General features: G+C 49.6%; 9 protein-coding genes. All 9 read right to left on the bottom strand.

The genetic code is table 11. From position 1 onward, the window contains the following. Positions 1 to 233 (bottom strand): hypothetical protein (locus GF404_00045; GenBank protein MBD3380560.1); only part of this gene is annotated, 233 nt, incomplete at its 3' end. Between the two features lie 229 nt (positions 234 to 462). After that, positions 463 to 2,172 (bottom strand): hypothetical protein, encoded by a 1,710-nt coding sequence (locus GF404_00040; GenBank protein ID MBD3380559.1) that lies wholly within the window; start codon positions 2,170 to 2,172, stop codon positions 463 to 465. Continuing rightward, positions 2,169 to 5,525 (bottom strand): hypothetical protein, encoded by a 3,357-nt coding sequence (locus GF404_00035; protein ID MBD3380558.1) that lies wholly within the window; start codon positions 5,523 to 5,525, stop codon positions 2,169 to 2,171. The genes GF404_00040 and GF404_00035 overlap by 4 nt, the downstream gene beginning before the upstream one ends. Next, entirely contained in the window at positions 5,506 to 6,441 is a 936-nt protein-coding gene (locus tag GF404_00030) for a hypothetical protein (protein ID MBD3380557.1), read from the bottom strand. Before GF404_00030 ends, GF404_00035 begins: the two co-directional genes overlap by 20 nt. Before the next feature lie 74 nt (positions 6,442 to 6,515). After that, on the bottom strand, positions 6,516 to 7,301 hold the full coding sequence (locus tag GF404_00025) for a hypothetical protein (protein ID MBD3380556.1): 786 nt from the start codon (positions 7,299 to 7,301) through the stop codon (positions 6,516 to 6,518). A gap of 12 nt (positions 7,302 to 7,313) precedes the next feature. Next, on the bottom strand, positions 7,314 to 8,171 hold the full coding sequence (locus GF404_00020; protein MBD3380555.1) for a hypothetical protein: 858 nt from the start codon (positions 8,169 to 8,171) through the stop codon (positions 7,314 to 7,316). 15 nt (positions 8,172 to 8,186) lie between these two features. After that, a complete protein-coding gene (locus GF404_00015; GenBank protein MBD3380554.1) occupies positions 8,187 to 11,489 on the bottom strand; it encodes a T9SS type A sorting domain-containing protein in 3,303 nt (1,100 codons plus the stop codon). A gap of 15 nt (positions 11,490 to 11,504) precedes the next feature. Continuing rightward, entirely contained in the window at positions 11,505 to 14,651 is a 3,147-nt protein-coding gene (locus tag GF404_00010) for a PorV/PorQ family protein (protein MBD3380553.1), read from the bottom strand. A gap of 19 nt (positions 14,652 to 14,670) precedes the next feature. After that, positions 14,671 to 18,684, bottom strand: coding sequence for a type IX secretion system sortase PorU (gene porU, locus GF404_00005; protein ID MBD3380552.1), 4,014 nt, complete (start codon positions 18,682 to 18,684; stop codon positions 14,671 to 14,673). Positions 18,685 to 18,699 lie beyond the last annotated feature (15 nt).

The raw sequence follows: 18,699 nt of genomic DNA, 5'->3' as shown, positions 1-18,699 counted from the left end.
GGTGAGGTCGCGATAGTCGAGAAACCGGGAAGCTCGAGCTTCGACAATGGTTCGGCATCGTAGTTCTCGGGATTACCTGTGACCGAGACAGTCATAGTCAACGTCAACGTATCACCGACATGAAGAATCTGTGTCGAGGGCGTGACTTCAAACGACAGTTCCGAGGCAGAGATGTTTCCCCAGCAACAGGCAACAATCGATAAGATAAATATTGATAACAACTTAGGCTTCATAAGATCTGTATATATTTCAACACTACAGGATAGTCAAGCGCAAACTTTTCATGCTGAATCAAAACATCAGTTTATCCGCATATTGCTGATTCCAGCATGACAGTTTATTTTTCTCAGTTAACTCCCCACAGGCGAAATCCTCTCGATTATTTATAGTACATGAAAACAACTCTTCGGTTTCATAAAAAGAAGGGTGAGCAATCACCTGTTGCATAATTTCGATCACCGATCAAAAGCTGTTTTTCAGGGTCAGGTACAAGAGTCCATCCGACAACTTATTGCCACGGCTGACAGCATAGCTCAAATCAAGTGCTGTCCTGTTAGAGTACAAGCGCAGGCCGATCCCGGTCCCCTGCAGAAATTCATCATCATATTCATCCATCTCATCCGAGTCGATATCCCGCAAGCGGGCAACGGCAAAATCACTAAAGATGTAAAAAGCGAAGTTGTCCGTCGTGTTGTATCCGGTTTCGAGGCTGAACCATCCGGCCCGGTATGTCAAAAACTGCTGTTCGGCGTATCCCCGCAGGCTCTCTCGTCCGCCCAGCTTGATCATCTCAGAGGGTGCCAGTACAGTCTGGTCCTGCGAATATCCGGCCAGGTTCAGACGGCTGGAGATGAACAACCCATGATAAATCTTTTTCGCCCAGCGCATCCCAATTTCGGCCAGAAACGGATCATCACTGTATCTATCAGGTATGTGTCCCTTGGTATCAAACAGGCGCTTGTGCAGATAGGTAAATCGAAACTGAAGGCTGTGGCCGAAATTATTACGTAAATCTTCGAAACTGGACCATTCCAATCCAACCGATGCACCATAGACCCGGCTGTCGAAAAGTCCCCCGAAGTTTTCGCCCTGAGCTGTGATCGTTTGTGTGGAAAATCCCACGGTCAGAAGGTTAGCCCGGTTGAGACGACTATTCAGTTGGAGTTCACCCTTAAAAGAGATGTACAGATCGGTAAATTCCTGTTGAGACAATGACAGGTCGAGTTTAAACCCGGATGAGAGCGGATACGGATAATGCAGTCTCAGCTTCAGCTCAGAACTGGTCTGGTTCGGTTTGTCCCAGTTGACGAAAAAGCTTTTGCCATCACCAAATGGATTATAAAACCGTAAATCCAGAAAACCATAGAGGGAACTCTCACGATTCTTATTCCCGGGATCATAGCCGAGAGCACCTTCAATATAGTTGGAGCTGACTCGATCTAAGTTGTATATCAGAAGACAACGATTGTTGCTGTCGTAAAAACGTTCCTCAATCTCCCCGGCGAATGAAATATATCCCAGGCGCAGAAGACTGCGCCGTGAGTCTGCGATGAAACGCTGATCGAACAAAAACGCTGTATCGTAACCGATCTGTCTCTTCAGAAAATCAGAGGAGATACTGCCAGCGGTAACAAACTGCACCGAATCGATCAGAACCTCCGGGCCGGTCATGATTTCCAGCCTTATCACAAGGCCTGCCTGCTCAAGTTTTTCCAGGCCGATTACTCGTGACTGGGCAAACGGGTAGCCATTAGTATTCATTAACTCAACCGCCTGCTTCATCAGAGCAAGTATCAACTCTCTTTTTGCGGGACGATTGCGGAAGGTTCTTTTCAGTTTCTCATTCACTTCCGGCAGGCTGTCACCCTGGTAGTATATATCAAGTTCCCGTATGTAATACATTTCAGTTTTTAAAAGCCGGAGTCGATAGCGATCTTTATCCACAGGGACAAGCTCCGCCTCGAAATCGAAGAGTCCCCTGCTCTCCGCCAGTTTACGAAGTTCTACCATGAATTCAGATGAATCGATTGCTCCTTCGGAAGTGAGTGTGTTAAACCAAGCCTGAACTTCGCTTTTTGGCAGAACCTCGCCGTCGTAAATCAATTCCCGCGCGTACGAGCCCGTGCACGTAAGCAGGAAGACTGCCACCATCACACCAAACAGATTCTTCAAAACGTTGCCCTCATACTGACAGTCAGTTTGTGACGAGTGGACAAACCGGCTATTCGATCTGCACGATATGTCAACTGCGAGGTGATTGACTGGTTGTAATTTATTTTCAAGCTCGCTCCCCAGCGGTAATTGTCCCCGGGTCGATTACCCGCGGCAAACTGATACGGTATCCGGCGGTCGTTTTTTTCGGAAACATTGTAATAGCTGAAATCAAACTGCAATCTACCTCTTTTTGACAGTTCCCAGCCCGGTTCAATACTTGCGCCCACAAGATCGGCACTCAAATCATCGGAGTCACTTCTATCTGTAAGGTAACGGGGTGATATTCGCAGTCTGACGTTGTGCAGGCAGCAAAAGTTGAATTCAGTTTTAAAATCATTTTCCACGAAATCCGCCTGACCGAAATATCCGGAGTTCTCCTTCTCGCGTTTATGATTATATTCAACTCTCAGGTCAATTCCTGCATTGAGCGAAGTAGCCATCCGGCCTATGTACAAGCGGGTATGCTTTTCGCCTGAGCGGTCATGAATTCGGTCATTTTGCAGGGTTTCCTCATATCCTAAAGTTAGCTGCCAGCCCGACACACTGTGAATCCTGAAATACTGACGCAATCGGTAATCCGAGAACAATCTCCAATCCGGATAGATTCGCCATGATGGCCAGAGATACAACAGGTTCAGGCGGTAAGACTGGTCACCCTCCTCTCTAAGGTTGAAGACCGTTTCGCTTTGCATCCTCCTGAACATACCCGGTTTTCCCAGAATTTTCATCAGGTCGAGATCGAGGGAAAGGCTTCTATCGGATTTGAGGCCGACCTGATCGGCACCCAGGAATTCATCGACCGCTATGTAATCACCCAGCGGGTCCGGTACATAGATAGAATCCTCGAGACGGTAATTGCCCTGGCCTTCTGCGACCTTGATAAAGTTCTTTGCCAGGCGGCTGACCTGCTGGCGATTGAGACGGTAGGACAGGGATGCATTTCCCAGCCGCGCGGGAAGCTCGATTCGCAGGCTGGAACTGGTTTTGATCTCGCTCAAATCACTCAGGTCATTATGCCGGTAGTCGAGATAGCGTCCCGCCAGATCGACCTTGAGGATGAGGTTGCCGTCGAATAACCTTTTCTCAAGCTTCGATTCTAAAGTTCGATCGATATATGTATTCCGGCGCAATGACTGCAGTGACGACTGTTCGCGCTGGCTGAACCGCAATGCAATTTCATCATATTGCACACGGGCAATGTATTTATTGAACCTGATTCCAGCTATCGAGTCAGCCAGTTCAGGGCGATCATCGGATTCATCCTCCCATCCCAGGCTGAGCACCAGATCTTTATGAGCATACTTTAGTTCCACCTGATCGTTGTATAAACGACCCGACTTGTTTTGTGTCAGGAGCTCACTCAAGCGATCGGCGCGTAAAAATGTAAATCGCAGGTTTTTGAATAACGACAGCGATAAACCGAGTTTGTACCTCTCCGCTTCTGTTCGATTGCGATCTTTGTATTTTCCCCAGTCAGCATCGAAACGAACTGAATCAAGTACTGTAATCTTTTGACTGATCTCGAATTCTTCCGCGCGATCATAGATTGTGTCGACCGGCAACCCCCATTTGCGTTCCCTTTCGACCTGGCGCAGGCGTCCCGGCAGGCTGAGTTCAGCATCCTCGCTACGGTATTTGAGATCGGTTTTAATCCCGCTTATGAATTTACTGTCCGAAGTGCTGTCAACCGGAGTCAGGCTGACTTTAGTATCGATCAGAACGCCCTCGTTGTCAACGTCATCCAAAACTGAGAAGCTGTTTTTATCGTGATCAGAAAGTGCCATGCGGGTATCGACTTCAAGCCATCTGTCAGCAACTGCTTCAATCCGGCCAAACACGGCGCGATTCGATTCAGGTAACGGCAGGTATTGCAATGGAAGATAGTTTCCCTGACCGGGTCCGAGGTAGAGATAGTTACCGCCTCCGCGATAAACGTACTCGCCCTGACCGGCCTCGACCCGCGTGAAGCGTACATCGTAATCACCCTGGTCAATACCTGCGAATTCGTAGTAGAGATTTCCACTCGAATCGGTTTTTTGGATAAAGTCACCCATGCCCTTTTCAACTTTGGTGGCTCCGTCACGAACAGCCAGCTCGCGGTTATCGCCGGCACTGCGAAGAAGCACCAGGTCGGAGTCAGAGGGCGAAAAATCGACGGGGCGACTTTCATCATCGGAATAGTCCAGGTAACCGGAGGACAGCCTCAGGTTCTCGCCAAACGGCTTGAAGGTCAATTCAATTGAATTGAGACCCCGCCGGTAGGACTGGTCGAGGTATTCATAGTCGACTACAAGACGCGATCTTGAACTGAGCGTGATTCGTGGAGTGAAGGTTATCTCGGCACGGGCGTAGTCGATCACGTAATCATTGGATGCCCCCGAAGTCAGAAGCCGGCCATCAAGATATACCCTCTCCGAACCGCCGACCAGCGCAACACGCTGGTTGTTATCGTCGCGGAGCACATACGGTCCGTTGACACCCTCCCGCGGAGTGATCCTGACACTGCGAAATTTTCCCTTGAGTCCCGACAATGTCGCCCTCGCCGAGACCGGGATTGTCGAGAGGTTCAAATCGACGCCCTTGAGACGCTTGTCGAACCGGGCGATATCGCCCCATCTGTTTTTATAGTTAAGATCACCTAGTTGAGAGTTGATATATTTGCTTTCGAGCTTGAGCCAGACCGCGTCGATATCCTCCAGCGAGCTGGAGATTCCGCCCGCTTCGGGACGAGCTTCATCGCTCAAGGCACCGGTCAGCCTGACCCCCTCGACCGGTTCGCCGGAAAGCTTCAGGCTCAAAGTTTGGTCGAGGTCCAGATCTTCCAGGTTACCGGCTGTGACCGATACCGACTTGGATCCGCTGAGGTGAAACTGCCTGTCATGGGGGTGTCTGTCATCTTCACGGGTGGATTTAGTTTCGGGATCGTCGATTTCGGGAGGTGGCTTTCTCGGCTGGTTGTCGAGCGACAGCTCACGAGTTCGAAAATAATCCGGGAGATCATAGGAAAGGTACTCATAGCTGATATTCAATCTCGTATCAGCCTGAAGTGAGTCCTCAAAAAAGAGGACACCTTCAGAATAGTCGATCCGGGCCAAAGAATCAATATCATACAGCTCATTATCGACGTATACCCGCAATGTGTTTTTGAAGATATTTCTGTCAGGCAGATTGATTGTGGTAAGGTTACTGTCCAGTTCTATTTCAAGAGTATTGCTTTCGGCAAAAAGAACCGTCTGCCATAAAACCAGAAGCAAACTGGCAAACAGGAAAATTTTACCAAAAATGCGGCAATCATCTCCACACCGGATCATAGATCCATACCTGGCTGTTTTTCAAATTCAAGATACACAGACTCTCTTCATACAGGAAATAAAGAAATTTCGTTTCCCTGGACACTTGATCCGGCAAATCTTCCGGCATACGGAAATCCTTTGAAACAGATCTGCGGTATATCATCAGATCATCTTCATCATATTCGTTATAGATATGTCTTTCGCCAGAAAGAGAAATAGGCTGTAAAATCCTGGTCCTGACCGTATCGATATTATTCAGGTTATCAAACTCCACCGCCCTGCAACACGATTTAAGATCACAGGCCAGGCAGAGACTCACCTGATCATTGGAAGAAATCGTTATTCGTCCGGGAACGTAACCGGAGCCCCAATCTGGTTCGAGCTCAATTTCATCTAACAGATCCCCGTGCATATCAAGGTGAAGAATCCGATCGTTGTCAGGATCGGTAATATAAATCTCCAGGTAAGAATTGACACTGAATCCGCTCAGGATCCCGAGCGTATGGCTTCCATACTCGCGCTTCAAATCTATCTGTTCGATCCATTGCAGGTTTGAATTCAGGCGCACAATTCGATAATTCTCCGAATCCAGCAGGTAGTAATTGAGACCGTTATCGCGTGAAGACAATCCCAATGGATCATTGAAATAGCCGACGTCTGAACCAAAAGCTCCTGTCGAAGTAACCAGTTTCCCCATCGGCGTAAATTTGGAAATACGGCTCAAATCGCGTTCCAGAAGAATAATATTATCATCCAGATCGATAAACCATTCGACCTCACTGGACACCATAGTACCAGGATAAATGAGCGGAACGTCATGAAGTTCTACAGAATCCACTGCTCGCACAGAATCGAATAGCGTAAAATCCTGGCCGGTCAGTACGCAGAGAGGAACAGTCATAAAAACCGCCAGAGCAACAACGATGGTTTTCATGTTCAGACGCAGAATTGAAAAATTAACGTGCATACATAAAAGTATGCATTTTAATCGGTCCAGGTCAATCAAATTCAGAACTTGTACTCGTAGTTAACCATAATACCGAGACTGCCCCCACCGGTAATGACCTCAGCCAGTGAAGGGGTCAAACGAAGGTGGAAATTTGCCAGGGGCGAAAACTGGCGGTTGTAAGCCCGGGCGGTGCGCCATGCATCAATGGCGGAGATAATACGATTGGCAAAGGCCGCCCCGAGGGCGAAATTGGCATTGCGACCATTGGCCCTGGAGTCATTTTTGATATCTCGGTAACGAAGCCGATGGTCATCCGAATGCCATTGCCAGTCCCACGAAGGAATCTCCGGGAAAAACGGATGAGTCCTGGTGTAGACCCGGGAGACTTTGTTGTATTCGTCACGGTTTTCATAGAAGGCCAGCATGTCGTAGAAGAAATCATCTTTGCCGTCCGGATCGATACCGGCATACTGGACAGCGTAATTGATATAGTCATCCTCGAGCCAGCCCTGCTTGTGTTTAAACAGAGCGTAAGCCGACCAGATTCCGGCTTCTGCCGCAAAGAAGAAAACCGCCCGGCCCTTTCGCTCGCAATACCATTCACCCAGCCCGGGTAAAAGGAGGGAATACAGGATCGCCCGCCCGACAGATTTTTCACCCTCGTTATCTTCAAATTCATTGAGAACGCCGGGATTGTCATTGAGATCATCCGCCTGGGCAAAGACATCCTGCGAGGCAAAGAATACATTGTTTCGATCTATCCGCCTGATACAATCCGAATCTTCGGCCGGAGCAATTACAGGCAGTATTATAACCAGCAGTAGTATTGAGTATAATTTTTTCATTATAACATCGATCTAATAGAATTTATAAGTGAACTCGAGTTTAGGAATCCTCTCGCCGTAATAATCGGCCAGCTTGGCCTTGAGCCGGATTTGCGACAGGCGGTCGGTCTTTTTGTTCAACCTGCGAGCCGCAAATGCCGCCTCGAAACCGGAAATAATACGGTTGGCGATCGAGACTATGGCATAGTTTCGGGCTGTATCGAACTTGCTGTTGGATTCGGCACGCATATCCAGATAGCTTTGGCGCGCGTCGGAGACATTATCGCCGGTGGCATAGTCGGTGTCCTTCCACCCAAACAGAAATTGATCGTATTTACCAATCATTTCGTAATATTGCTGGGTCATATTCTCCGGCAGGTGGTGAGTGAACGTACTGTCAAAACCATCAGAGCCGGTATACGCGCTGTCATCGGAGATCACACCCTTGACCTCAACAAGCCAGGCCTGGTAGCGAGACACATCCCAGTAAGATTTTGCGAAAGCTTCGTATTCGTCCTCGAGGTCCTGACCATCAGTGTAACTGGTATAATACTGGTACCAACTGAAGACTTCAACCCCAAGAAAGAAGGCCGCCTTGAGCTTGGAATTAGTGTACAACTGACCGGCGCCGGGCAACATCAATGAATACAGGAACGCTCGTCCGCTGGAATGATGCTGGAGTTCATAAATATCCTCCTCGAACATCGGGAAATCATTGAAATCATCTGCGAACAACAAATCCCGATCGGTCAGACGTTCGAGTTCGCGTATCTGGTCGAGTGAACTTTCCTGCATGAATCCGCCGATTTCGTTTTCGCTGTCGGCGGCCGACAGGCAACTGCCAAAAATCAGAAACAGGCAGGAGAACGTGATAAACAATCTGCTGGTCATGAATGACTCCTTACTTTATTTAACTACTGCGATGTTGAACATATTGATATCCGAACCACCGTCGCTGTTGACTTCCAGCCGGCAGTGATATACACCCGGAGGGACTTCTTCGGTGTTCCAGACGAATTCCGACGGCATCGCGCCCGAGACCCGCATCTCGTGCTCATAGATCAATCTCCCGGAGAGATCGTAGAAACGAAGATTGACATCTGCCGATTCGGAGGTCTCGAACCTAATGGTAGTGAAATCCTCAGCCGGGTTTGGATAATTATATGAATAAGCCAGAAAACCTTTTTCTGCCTGGCTTGCTTTCATGGTCCCTTCGAAATATCCGCGATGATGGCTTGCTCCCCCATACTGGCTGTACAATTCCAGCGATCCGAAATCATAAGCCGGAAACAAAAATCCGTAAATCAATCCGTCATCGGTATTGAGATAAAGATTGCCAAAGCCCGTGCCGCGATGCGACTTCGTTGAAAACGCAGCCGAATTAGAAACCGAAAGCGGAGTCGCCAGCGGTGAATTCGAGAGAATTTCAGCGTTTTCGTTAAGCATGAAAAGCTCACCTTCAGCGGTACCAAGAATAAAATCAAGATAACGGTCGTTGTTGATATCGACGATCACAGGCGAAGCAGTAATATGGCCGGCTGGTTCATGACGATCGACTTCAAGAGGGAAATTCTCAAGCGGTGTTCCGTTGAGATGGTAACCGTAAAACATATTGTCACCGCAGATATAAATCTGGCTTCGAGAGTAGTTCTCGAGTGCGGGATAGAGCACCGGTCGCGAGGAAAACGTCTTGCCGGTCAGAACCGGGTTGATCATGTTGTAGTCGACCAGTTGCCCGGATTCGTCCCGGTATATATAAACCCTGCCGTCACGGCTTACCGCTGTGACGACTTTTGTGCCGATGGTATCTACCGTGCCAGCGCTGATTCCTAATATATCGGAACCAAGTTCGCTGGTGACCGAGGGATTATTGACGTTCACCAGCTCGTACAGGCCGGGGATTCCCTCTGCGGATACCAGCGCCCAGGCCGAACTAAAATCTGCTGTGGAGACGATCTGTCTGACCGGCCCGATGCCTGAAATTTTGTTCAGTTCGCTACCGCTGGCATCAAAGAAAGCGACTTCGCCTTCGATATTACCGGCGACAATTTCGAGCCCGGGATTGACATTGTCAGCATCGGCAACAATCAAATCAGCCGAAATCTCATAAGCAGAAAACTCGATCTCGGCGAGCTTTTCGACAAATCCATCGCCATCACTATCGCTCAGGCTCCAGAGATAAATCTTGCCCTGTTCACTGCCGACAGCGACCTCAGCCACACCATCGCCATCCAGATCAGCGACTGTCGGCGGTGTGGTGATGACATCACCGGAATCTACCATCCCGATCGCCCGCAGTGTATCGGTATGAATCGGGTCGGAAAGCGGTCCCGGGGGTAGCGCCCGGCGACTGGAGATTATATACGACCCGGTTGTCGGTTCAAACAGGAAATCACCGTTGGCCTTAAATGCCAGTATATACCTCTGGCCCGAAACAAACACCTCATCAACCTGGTCACCATCGACATCGTAGAGAACCGGTGGATACATAGAGCTGTCGGTATGCCGGGGCCACCCGGCCAGCTTGATCTCGTGTTCGTAATCAAAATACATCAAAGTATCGCTGGCAGTGATATCGTAGATATCGATACCGGTATACGCGCCGGTATTGGAGCGTGTCGAGGGATTTGTGTTCGGCCCGAATTGGTTGTTGTTGCCGGCATGGAAAAGATCTTCCGGACGACCGAAATTTGTGTAGTAATTTCCGCCGAAATCGATAATACCGTCAGCTTCGATCAGGCGCAGAAACGGCCTGAATTTCCAGGTATTAACGGTATCGACCAGGTCATAGTAATACCACTGCAGGTCGTTGTCATAGAAATTATTCAAACCGTCGGCATCGTAATCATCCCAGGCAACAGTTTCATCGACATGCCAGATCACCATCCCGGAACCTGGAATCAAGAAATCGTATTCACGGGTCAGTGGCGCTGACTGTCCGGGCGGTACGAAACCTGGCGCCGGGCCGAGGATCACGCCGGTCGGGATGTTTCCGCCGGCGGTGTCGATATCGGCTTTGAGGTTGGCACCATCACCGTCGAGGTCGGTCTGACGATTTTCAATCAGGAAGTATTCATTTTCGGAAATCGGGATCTTGTAAACTTTGTCAGGCCCCGGATCGAGTTCGGCTGCCTTGAGCGGGAAGTTTTGACCCGGTTCGATTACCTCGATATCGACAAATCCGAGATATGCCCTCGACCAGGCATCGGGATAGATCGGCATGGTTCCTAAAATCGTTCGTGTCCGCTCGAATCCGAGATCAACTCCGGTGCCGAAACCATTGTTGTCCATCAGCGAATAATCGCCGATAAAAGTTGTAAATGTACGGGTATCATACAGGTCGACCAGGCCGAGCTGATGACCAAATTCATGAGCCATCACGGCGTTTAAGGCATTTGCGCGGTTGTCCTGTGAGACGGTCTCCGGCATCACGATTCCCTCCAGGATACCAATCGTACTGTCCTCCACCGGCACCGGCGCCCCCATAATCAGAAAGCCGGTGAACAAATCGGAAGATGTTTCCGGGAATCCGAGATCGTTCTGGCGGTCGCTTCCGGCATGAAACACCATGAAGACATCATATTCATTCCAGTTGATATCATCATCTTTGTCAGCCAGCCTGAGGGCATCGTAGAAAAACTGCCCGAGGCCGTTAGCGGGCTCCTGCGAACCGTAAAATCCCATAGTCTGATCGAGCGTGTAAACACTGTCATCAATCAGGGGATAGACATCACCAGTCAGGATGACCTTGCCCCCTGACACGGTGTACCAGTAATTGTGCAGGGCTTCAATGTGTTTACCGAAATACCGTCGGTTATGCGGGGCCGGGTCGACCGCATGGCGTTCCTCGGCCACAAATGTATCATAGTCACGAAAATCGAAGTGACCGCGTCCGGTGGTATTGGGATCATCCGGCTCCTCGTATTTGAACTGTACCCTGATAGCGCAGATTTTCAGGACTCTCGGATTGAGCGCCGAAAGCGAACTCACCGGCAGAAGGGATTTAGCATCCCGCTCGAGCCCGAGCAGATTCTGCTGTGAGACGGCGTGTTCGAATCCGCTGTGATGATGATGGCCATGTTGTTCTTCGACCGGTAACTTGGTCAGGTTATCGATCGAGAGCACGTCGGCCGTCGCGGTCATACCTCCCAGGTACAACAGTCCGGTGCAGATGAGTATTGCGAATCTGATTGTTAGTCGTACCTGCAAAACTCTCCTCCTATACTATATTCTTCCAGTCAGTGAGAACCTGACTGTGTTGGCCAACGGAACCGTATCCGATGACGGTATATACGCAAAATCGAAACGGAAACCGCGGTATTGCAGTCCCACACCCAGAGTCGGTGTCTTGACCTCGCCTACCTGGTCGTAGATGTAACCGGCACGGAAAGCGATAAAGGAACCGTACCAGTACTCGAACCCGACATTCTCGATAGCTTCCTTGAGTTCTTCTGAGAAGCCGTCATCCAGACCGGTCAGCATCTTGTTAACTTCACCCACAATCATGAGACGATTGTAGGGATTGTCGATCAATTTAAACGAGAAACCGAGCGCCAGGTTACGAGGCAGTGGATCCGACTGGGCGGCGTCGATATAGGAAATATCCGGTCCGAGATTGGTAACTGTCGCCCCCAGATTGAGACGCTTGGTGGGACGATAGAGAAGTCCCAGGTCGATTCCCAGAGATGATCCGGTTCCCTCACCGAGTTCGTTACCGGCACCCTGGTCTGACAGGCGCGAATAAATCCACTTGGCGGTTATACCGGCGGAAAGGTTGCCGGTCATCATCTTGCCGTAGGATAAACCCACAGCCATATCGAATGAGTTGAACGTGCCCATGATCCGACCGTAGGGATCTGAACGCACCAGTTCACCATAGCTCAGGAAGGTGACGCTCAACCCGATCGTGCCCCATTCCTGTCCGAGATGGTGGATGTATGAAAGGAATTCATAATAGATGTCATCGGCCAGTTCCGGAAGCCAGTTGGCGTGCATACCGGTAATCTCCGACTTGGCGTCAGCAAAGATCACTATTTTGCCCGGGGTGACAAACCAGATTTCACCGCCTTCGGTCTCGATATCGACCGCCTGCTGGCGCTCGAGACCTTCCTCATAGAAATAATTGAATTTATCACCGGCGTAAACGATCATCCCGAACTGGGTGCCGATAAAGACTCGACCACCCTCGTTCTCGACCGGACCGATTTCACTTCCCAGCGAGTTATTATAGACATAGACGACTTCGCCGGCGGGAACTTTGTTGCTGCTTCCATAACCGTTATAATCACGAATCCGGCGAGCGAGCTGATCGATTTTTGCCTGGTTGTCCGTACCCAGAAAATCAGCCGCGATAGCCTCGACATCCATCTGCTCTGCGACTCTATAAGGCTTGTAGCCGAAACAGGTCGTCCGGCCCTTCTGGAAGATCTTAAGCCCCTGCTCGGTGCCGAGCCAGAGGCGATCATCGGAATCATAGGCCAGGCTGTTGATGCGGTGATTTAACAGGAAGGAGTACGGCAACTCGATCTCGGTGCCAGGGTCAATCAATCCACCTTCATTGGGAATTCGGTATTCCATCATGGTCTCGCGATTCGAAAACCAGGTGCGATCGGAAAAACCGATGAAATCGCGGATGACGCTCCCGACACTGTCGTTGACCGCAGTCTCATAGACGTAAGAATCATTCCAGGCTTCGCCATTGAAGTGATACATATCCTTTTCGCCGACCAGCCAGACATTTTTGCTGGAGGCGGCATAGATCAGGTACAATGTGGAATCGTTGATTCCGGCTTCTGCGGCATAGGGAGTCCATTTTTCACGGCTGTACAAAGCCGCTCCTTTAGTTGTAGCAATCCACAGGCTGGAGTTATCAGGAGATGACAAGGACTTTACATTGTTTGAAGGCAACCCATCATTGACCGTGTACTTGCGCCAGTACTGCTTTTTGACCTCGTAGCGAAAGAGTCCGTCGACAGTGCCGACCCATAGATATTTCCCGGTGCCGGCCACGCTGGTCGGTTCGCTCTCGAGCACCATCGAAAACGGGATGATGATCTCATCGGGCAAACGACGGCGGTCTATCCTGGCGGCCAGAAACAGAAAGCGATCATAATCCTCGGTTGTCAGTGAATCACCCTCGAGGGTGGATTCGATCTCTCTTAAGAAGGAAGACAAACGTTCCTGGTCGGCGGTCATGTCCCGCCAGAAACCGCGCACCTGCTCGAGCGCGTCACGCAGTTCACCGAGGCTGTCCTCCGGTATCGTAGCGCTCAGGCTATCAAATACTTCATTGAGTCGGTCCCATTTAACCGAGCTGTTGAAGTCAGCCAGTTCCATCTTTTTTTGATCCAGAAGTTCGGATTCCTCAAGCCCGATTTGATTGTAAATCACTTCATCAATAGTAGTACTGCTCTTGGGTCGGTATTCAATACCATTGAGCCAGTCCTGACCGTCGAAATGAATCAGACCTTCCGAGGAGATACCCCAAATATCGTATTTTTTATAGTTGCTTTCCGGGATGCCATTCTCGACCAGGGCGACCTCTTTGAGCTGTTTCCGCCAGGGAGAAGCAAAATCTTTCCAGTAAGAAAACAGCAGGCTGTAGGGCACCTTGATTGAATCTGTTCGCAGTTGCTGATCTATTCTTATCATTACCGCCTGTATCGAGGAAAAATCAGGAGCGGTCAACTGCTTATCTTCAAGAGTAAAGTTTACTTTTTCCCGCAGAAATTCGATCGATTCGCCGGTGATCCGATGCTCCTGCCAGGCGGCAATCAGGGTCTCAAACTCACGATTTATTTCGGAGCGAAGTTCGCTCTCGTCTGTATACTCAAGCATTTTCAACCTGAGTTCATTGATCTGCTCAAAGGTAGCTCCGGTATTGGCAAAAGCCACCTCCCGGACAGCCCTCTTGAGCGTCTCACGCTCATCCGAGGAGACATTGTTGACGACATAATTCAGGACTGAAAGGTTTTTGTCGAGCTCATGGTACTCATAGGAAACCATGCTGTCTCCGAAGTCACGGTAGATACCGTCAGCTTTGAACACGAATTCACGGTAGCGTTCCTCAAAATCCGGGTCGACTTTGTCCCGAATAATCTTTTCAGCCAAATTGACTATATGTGGATTGAAACCGAGTTTGTAGGTATGGTACTCGCTTGAAAGCGGATACATCCCCAAACCAGCAGGGTTCCAGTGCGTAGTCGTGGCATCATCAGCGACCGCCACAAAAGCCTCACCCATACCGGCCGCGCGTGCGCCTGCGGCAATACGCAAAAACAGGACCGCCGCGTCGGAAACGCCGGCTTGAAGCTGGCTGGCAGATGATACCAGGATCAGCATGGCAATAGTTAAAATAATGATTTTTTTCATTTTCGGGCCTCCACAAGGTCTATCTTAAGATTACAAATTTTCCGAATTTCTCTACCGTTTTATCGGCCGATGATCCGCTTCCGGTAACACTTAGTTTATATATATAAATGCCATTAGCGAGTTTGTCTCCATAGCGGTCGGTGCCGTTGTAAAAATCAGTAATGTTTTCGCCAATTCGTCCAGGTAAATTTTTTATGGTATGAATCTTTCTGCCACCCAGCGTGAATACCTCGAGCGCAACCTGATCAGCCTCGAAAGAGAGTTCGTAGACAAACTGGGTTTTGAGCACAAACGGATTGGGCACATTGAAGAGGTCGAGTATGGACTGGCCCTGCAGAGCACCGATCGAGATATCGTACTGTTTCAGGGCTGAATTATTGGCAGAATCCCAGGCCTTGATTTTGAGTGAATAGCTCCCGTTGTCGATATCGGGCACGGTGAACACAACCTCCCCTTTCTGATATGATCCGGGATTATAAATAAATTCATCTGTCAAATCAAACATATACTTGGGGTCATCATTAAAACTGACTTCGATCCGGTGGCCGACTTCGCCCGATAGATTAATTCCCGAACTATCAAAAAGCTCGATGGTCAGCTGATCGCCCGGCCTGAGAAGAGTGTTACCTGTCAGGGATTGATCCTGCCTGAGGACTTCAATCTCGGGAGCCAGCGTATCCGTTATTTCTCCCGCAGATCCGGAAATCACGATCGAATCGAGTGCTCCTGAAGCGCCAGTGCCACCCAAGTCGGAAATAGCGAACGCAGAGACACGAGCGTTTTCTCCACCGTAGGAGATATCCTTGGGCACAACGAACCGGAGCTCGAACTCACCGCCCGAAGCTGTCGTCATGCCCCGGAAAAGCCTGGCCCCGGGACTGGTGTAATTGATATTATATTCGTCGTCAACACCGGTCAATTGATATATTTTATCCTGCTGATTGTCGTACACTGATACTTCCACCTCACCGTCGAAATCTCCGACAAGCAATCCGCCATCATCTTCGACAGTTCCGTTGATCGTGACCAACTGTAAAGCCGACAGGGAATCAAGATCGTCCGAGTTGAAACGAATATTGTACCGTGGAAATTTGATTTTCATCAGTGGATCGCCGAACATCACATATTTGCGATCATTTTCCTTAGGGCCCGACTGAATCTGGCGCAACAGTTTGGCGACATAGACCTCCTCGGCCAGGGTGTAATCCTCACCCGAGAAGATGACATTGAAAGCCATTGAATTGTAGTCAAAGTTCTGCCGGCTGAATACCAGGCGAGTAGCGGCAACCACTGCTATCGCACCACCATCGACCGCACGGAACAATAATTCAGCCATGCCCTCGGAGTAGGGGCTGTCGAATTCTCCAATAGAACAGGAAGCGGTGAATATCACCGGCAGCTTGTCGCGATTAGAAAGTGACGAGATATCCTCATTGCGGAAGATATGCTCATCAGTCCAGACCCTGGGATTGCCGTGGCCGATATAATTCACGAGCGCGGTGCCTTCGTTGATCGACTCGATCAAGTCGGCCTTGGCACCCGGCTTCTCCCCGCGCGAATCGAGCGGATACTCGATCAGGTATATCTTGTTTCGATTATACCTCGAGGGCGTAAAAGCGTTGGCCAGCTGTTCGGACTGGATCGTATGAATTCTCTCAGAGAGAGGCGAAGCATTATTTTTGAGTTCATCATCGGCCACAAATGTAATCCGGTTCTGCCAGCTTCCATTGAACTGACCGGAAACATAATCGGACAATTTGGCCGTGTACTGGGCGACCTCCGCCGAGGACCTGACCGGCCAGCGTGAAATAATCATGTCGACACCGCGGTCAGCGGGATAAGTTGAATCCGAATCGAGCCATTTGTCGGAATGGAACAGGACATAGTTCTCATCGGAGTTGGTGCTGTCCTCGGCCACAATATATGGCGGGACATAATTCTGCGTCGTGCTCTTTAAATTCAAGAAATCATATGTACCGTCGCCACCCAGTATCACGAAACCAGGTTTAGGCGCAGGCCAGTTTTCGAACGCATACTTGAGAAAATCACGGATCGCGACCGGGTCGATCATACCGCCCGAGAAGGTAGCGTAAACATCCTCGATTTCAGCCAAGAACACATTGAACCCTTCCGCCTCGCGCATATCCCGATAGCTTTCGAAGGCGGACATGAATTCTTCCGGCGCAACCACTATTATATCGTAACTGGCGGCCGGATTCTTAAGGTCAGCGACATCTACCTTCGTCAACGCGACCGGGTCCAGCAATGCCGAACCATCCGCAATAGCGTAGCGGCTGAACGCGCCGGTTTGATTGTCAACCTTAAATTCGAGGAGGTTCTCTGCCTGGTTTACATCGAATCCACTCAGCACTTTCTGAGCGTGCATATCGCTGACATCCAGGAGCAGGTAACCGGCGGAAGTAGAAATGTTTTCAATTACATACTTGAAACTGCCCGGAAAGCGACGACCATAGAAAAGATAGTTACCGCTCTGAGGCATACGCAAATAACGAGCATATTCAATATCTATATAGTCGAGTAGATGATCGTCGCGGATATTACCATCGATTTGAATGGAAATCCGATTGGAACCATTGGAAAAAGCATTGCTGGCAAAAGTCGCCACACCCCGGTAATCGCTGACATACTCGGTCTCGGCTTCAAAACCGTTGACGAAAACCGACGGGCTTGAACCGATGTAACCGATTGTCACGCGATTCGTGGCGGTAACATCGATATTTTCGAGATTGATGAATTGCTCGAGATCATCATCATCGATCCAGTACCAGCTGTAGTAGTTATACAGATGCCCACGGTACTCCGACAGGAAAAGATCCTGCTCGAATCGTTTGAAGTCGTTATAAGTAACCACTTCGGTCCCAGAACCATCGGGAACGCATGGAACCGTGTCCATACGCAGGGGGGCGGTTGCATCGGGATCATAAGTTAAATAGTAGACGTTGAAATAAGTATAGGGATGTTTTGAATACAGCATCTCACCTTCAGACTGATCAAAATATGGATAGCCCGGTCCCGGAGCATAGAATACCAGTTTATCGCCTGCATCAAAACTGCCGTCGGATTCACCACTGACATAGACAGCCATTTGGTTCAACTCCGGACGGGGTTTTTCGGGCGAGACCGGCAACGGTTTGCCACCACCCCAGAAAAGACGGAAGTTACGCGGATCGATTTCAGCAAGATCGATACCGGCAGAGGTTAACTGGGAAGCTGTCACCTGGTAAATACCGGAGCTGTTGACCTCGATTTTGATCCAGTTCGAGTACTGGCCAAAGACATTGTCCTGCGCTTCAAGTGAGATCGCTTCATCTGCTCGAGTTCTCCACCCTCTCGCCTGCTGGTAATTTATCAACAGGCCGGAAAGCAGTTTCTCAAAACTGCCCTCGTCAACAAAAGCCTGCCTCGCTGTGGCAGATTGCCGGGACTCGATCGTGATCCTGAGAACAAGCGAGCGCACAAGACGAGCCCCGCCCGCGCTGTTAACCAGCGGGTAAATATTTATCGGTTGAATCGTCTGGGATCGGATTTTGGTCTGTGGTCGAAGCTCGACCGTTTCTGTCGATCCCACCAGGCTGTTATCGAAATAAGTCAAATCCTGATGCCATTCTGTTTCGAGGATTTCCCAGGAGACCGATGAATTAGCCGGAACCCCGATTAAAAGCGGGCTGACCGGAATCAACGACGAACTGTCGAATTCGATATAATTCGCTCCATGGATATGACTTACAGACCCGTTATCGGCAGTTGCCAGCAGGGCGTTCTCGTCGAGAGAATATTTTACTGTAATGGAATTTTGGGTTTGGGCAATGACTTCCATATGATCATAGAGCAATTCGGCGGATAGCCCTGTTGTTGAGCACAGGCCGACTGCCACAGTCACTGCCAGAAGCAGATTAAAATATCTCGCAAATCCGTTTGCCATCCGGGAGCTACCAATGAGGCACAAAAAAACCGGGTACACAGACACCGGCCGGGTGCCGTTATGAGCGTTAAAGGGTAGAGTCACTTTCATTATATATAAAGTTCG

Source organism: Candidatus Zixiibacteriota bacterium, from assembly GCA_014728145.1.
Taxonomy (GTDB): Bacteria; Zixibacteria; MSB-5A5; order JAABVY01; family JAABVY01; genus WJMC01.
The sequence above is the reverse complement of the archived record's forward strand: the minus strand, read 5'-3'. Positions and strand labels throughout refer to the sequence as shown.

What these genes read in the sequence shown, in the direction of transcription:
- GF404_00035 (MBD3380558.1), bottom strand. Translation starts at nt 5,525, where the DNA reads ATGATCCGGTGTGGAGATGATTGCCGCATTTTTGGTAAAATTTTCCTG.
- GF404_00030 (MBD3380557.1), bottom strand. Translation starts at nt 6,441, where the DNA reads ATGAAAACCATCGTTGTTGCTCTGGCGGTTTTTATGACTGTTCCTCTC.
- GF404_00025 (MBD3380556.1), bottom strand. Translation starts at nt 7,301, where the DNA reads ATGAAAAAATTATACTCAATACTACTGCTGGTTATAATACTGCCTGTA.
- GF404_00020 (MBD3380555.1), bottom strand. Translation starts at nt 8,171, where the DNA reads ATGACCAGCAGATTGTTTATCACGTTCTCCTGCCTGTTTCTGATTTTT.
- GF404_00010 (MBD3380553.1), bottom strand. Translation starts at nt 14,651, where the DNA reads ATGAAAAAAATCATTATTTTAACTATTGCCATGCTGATCCTGGTATCA.
- porU (MBD3380552.1), bottom strand. Translation starts at nt 18,684, where the DNA reads ATGAAAGTGACTCTACCCTTTAACGCTCATAACGGCACCCGGCCGGTG.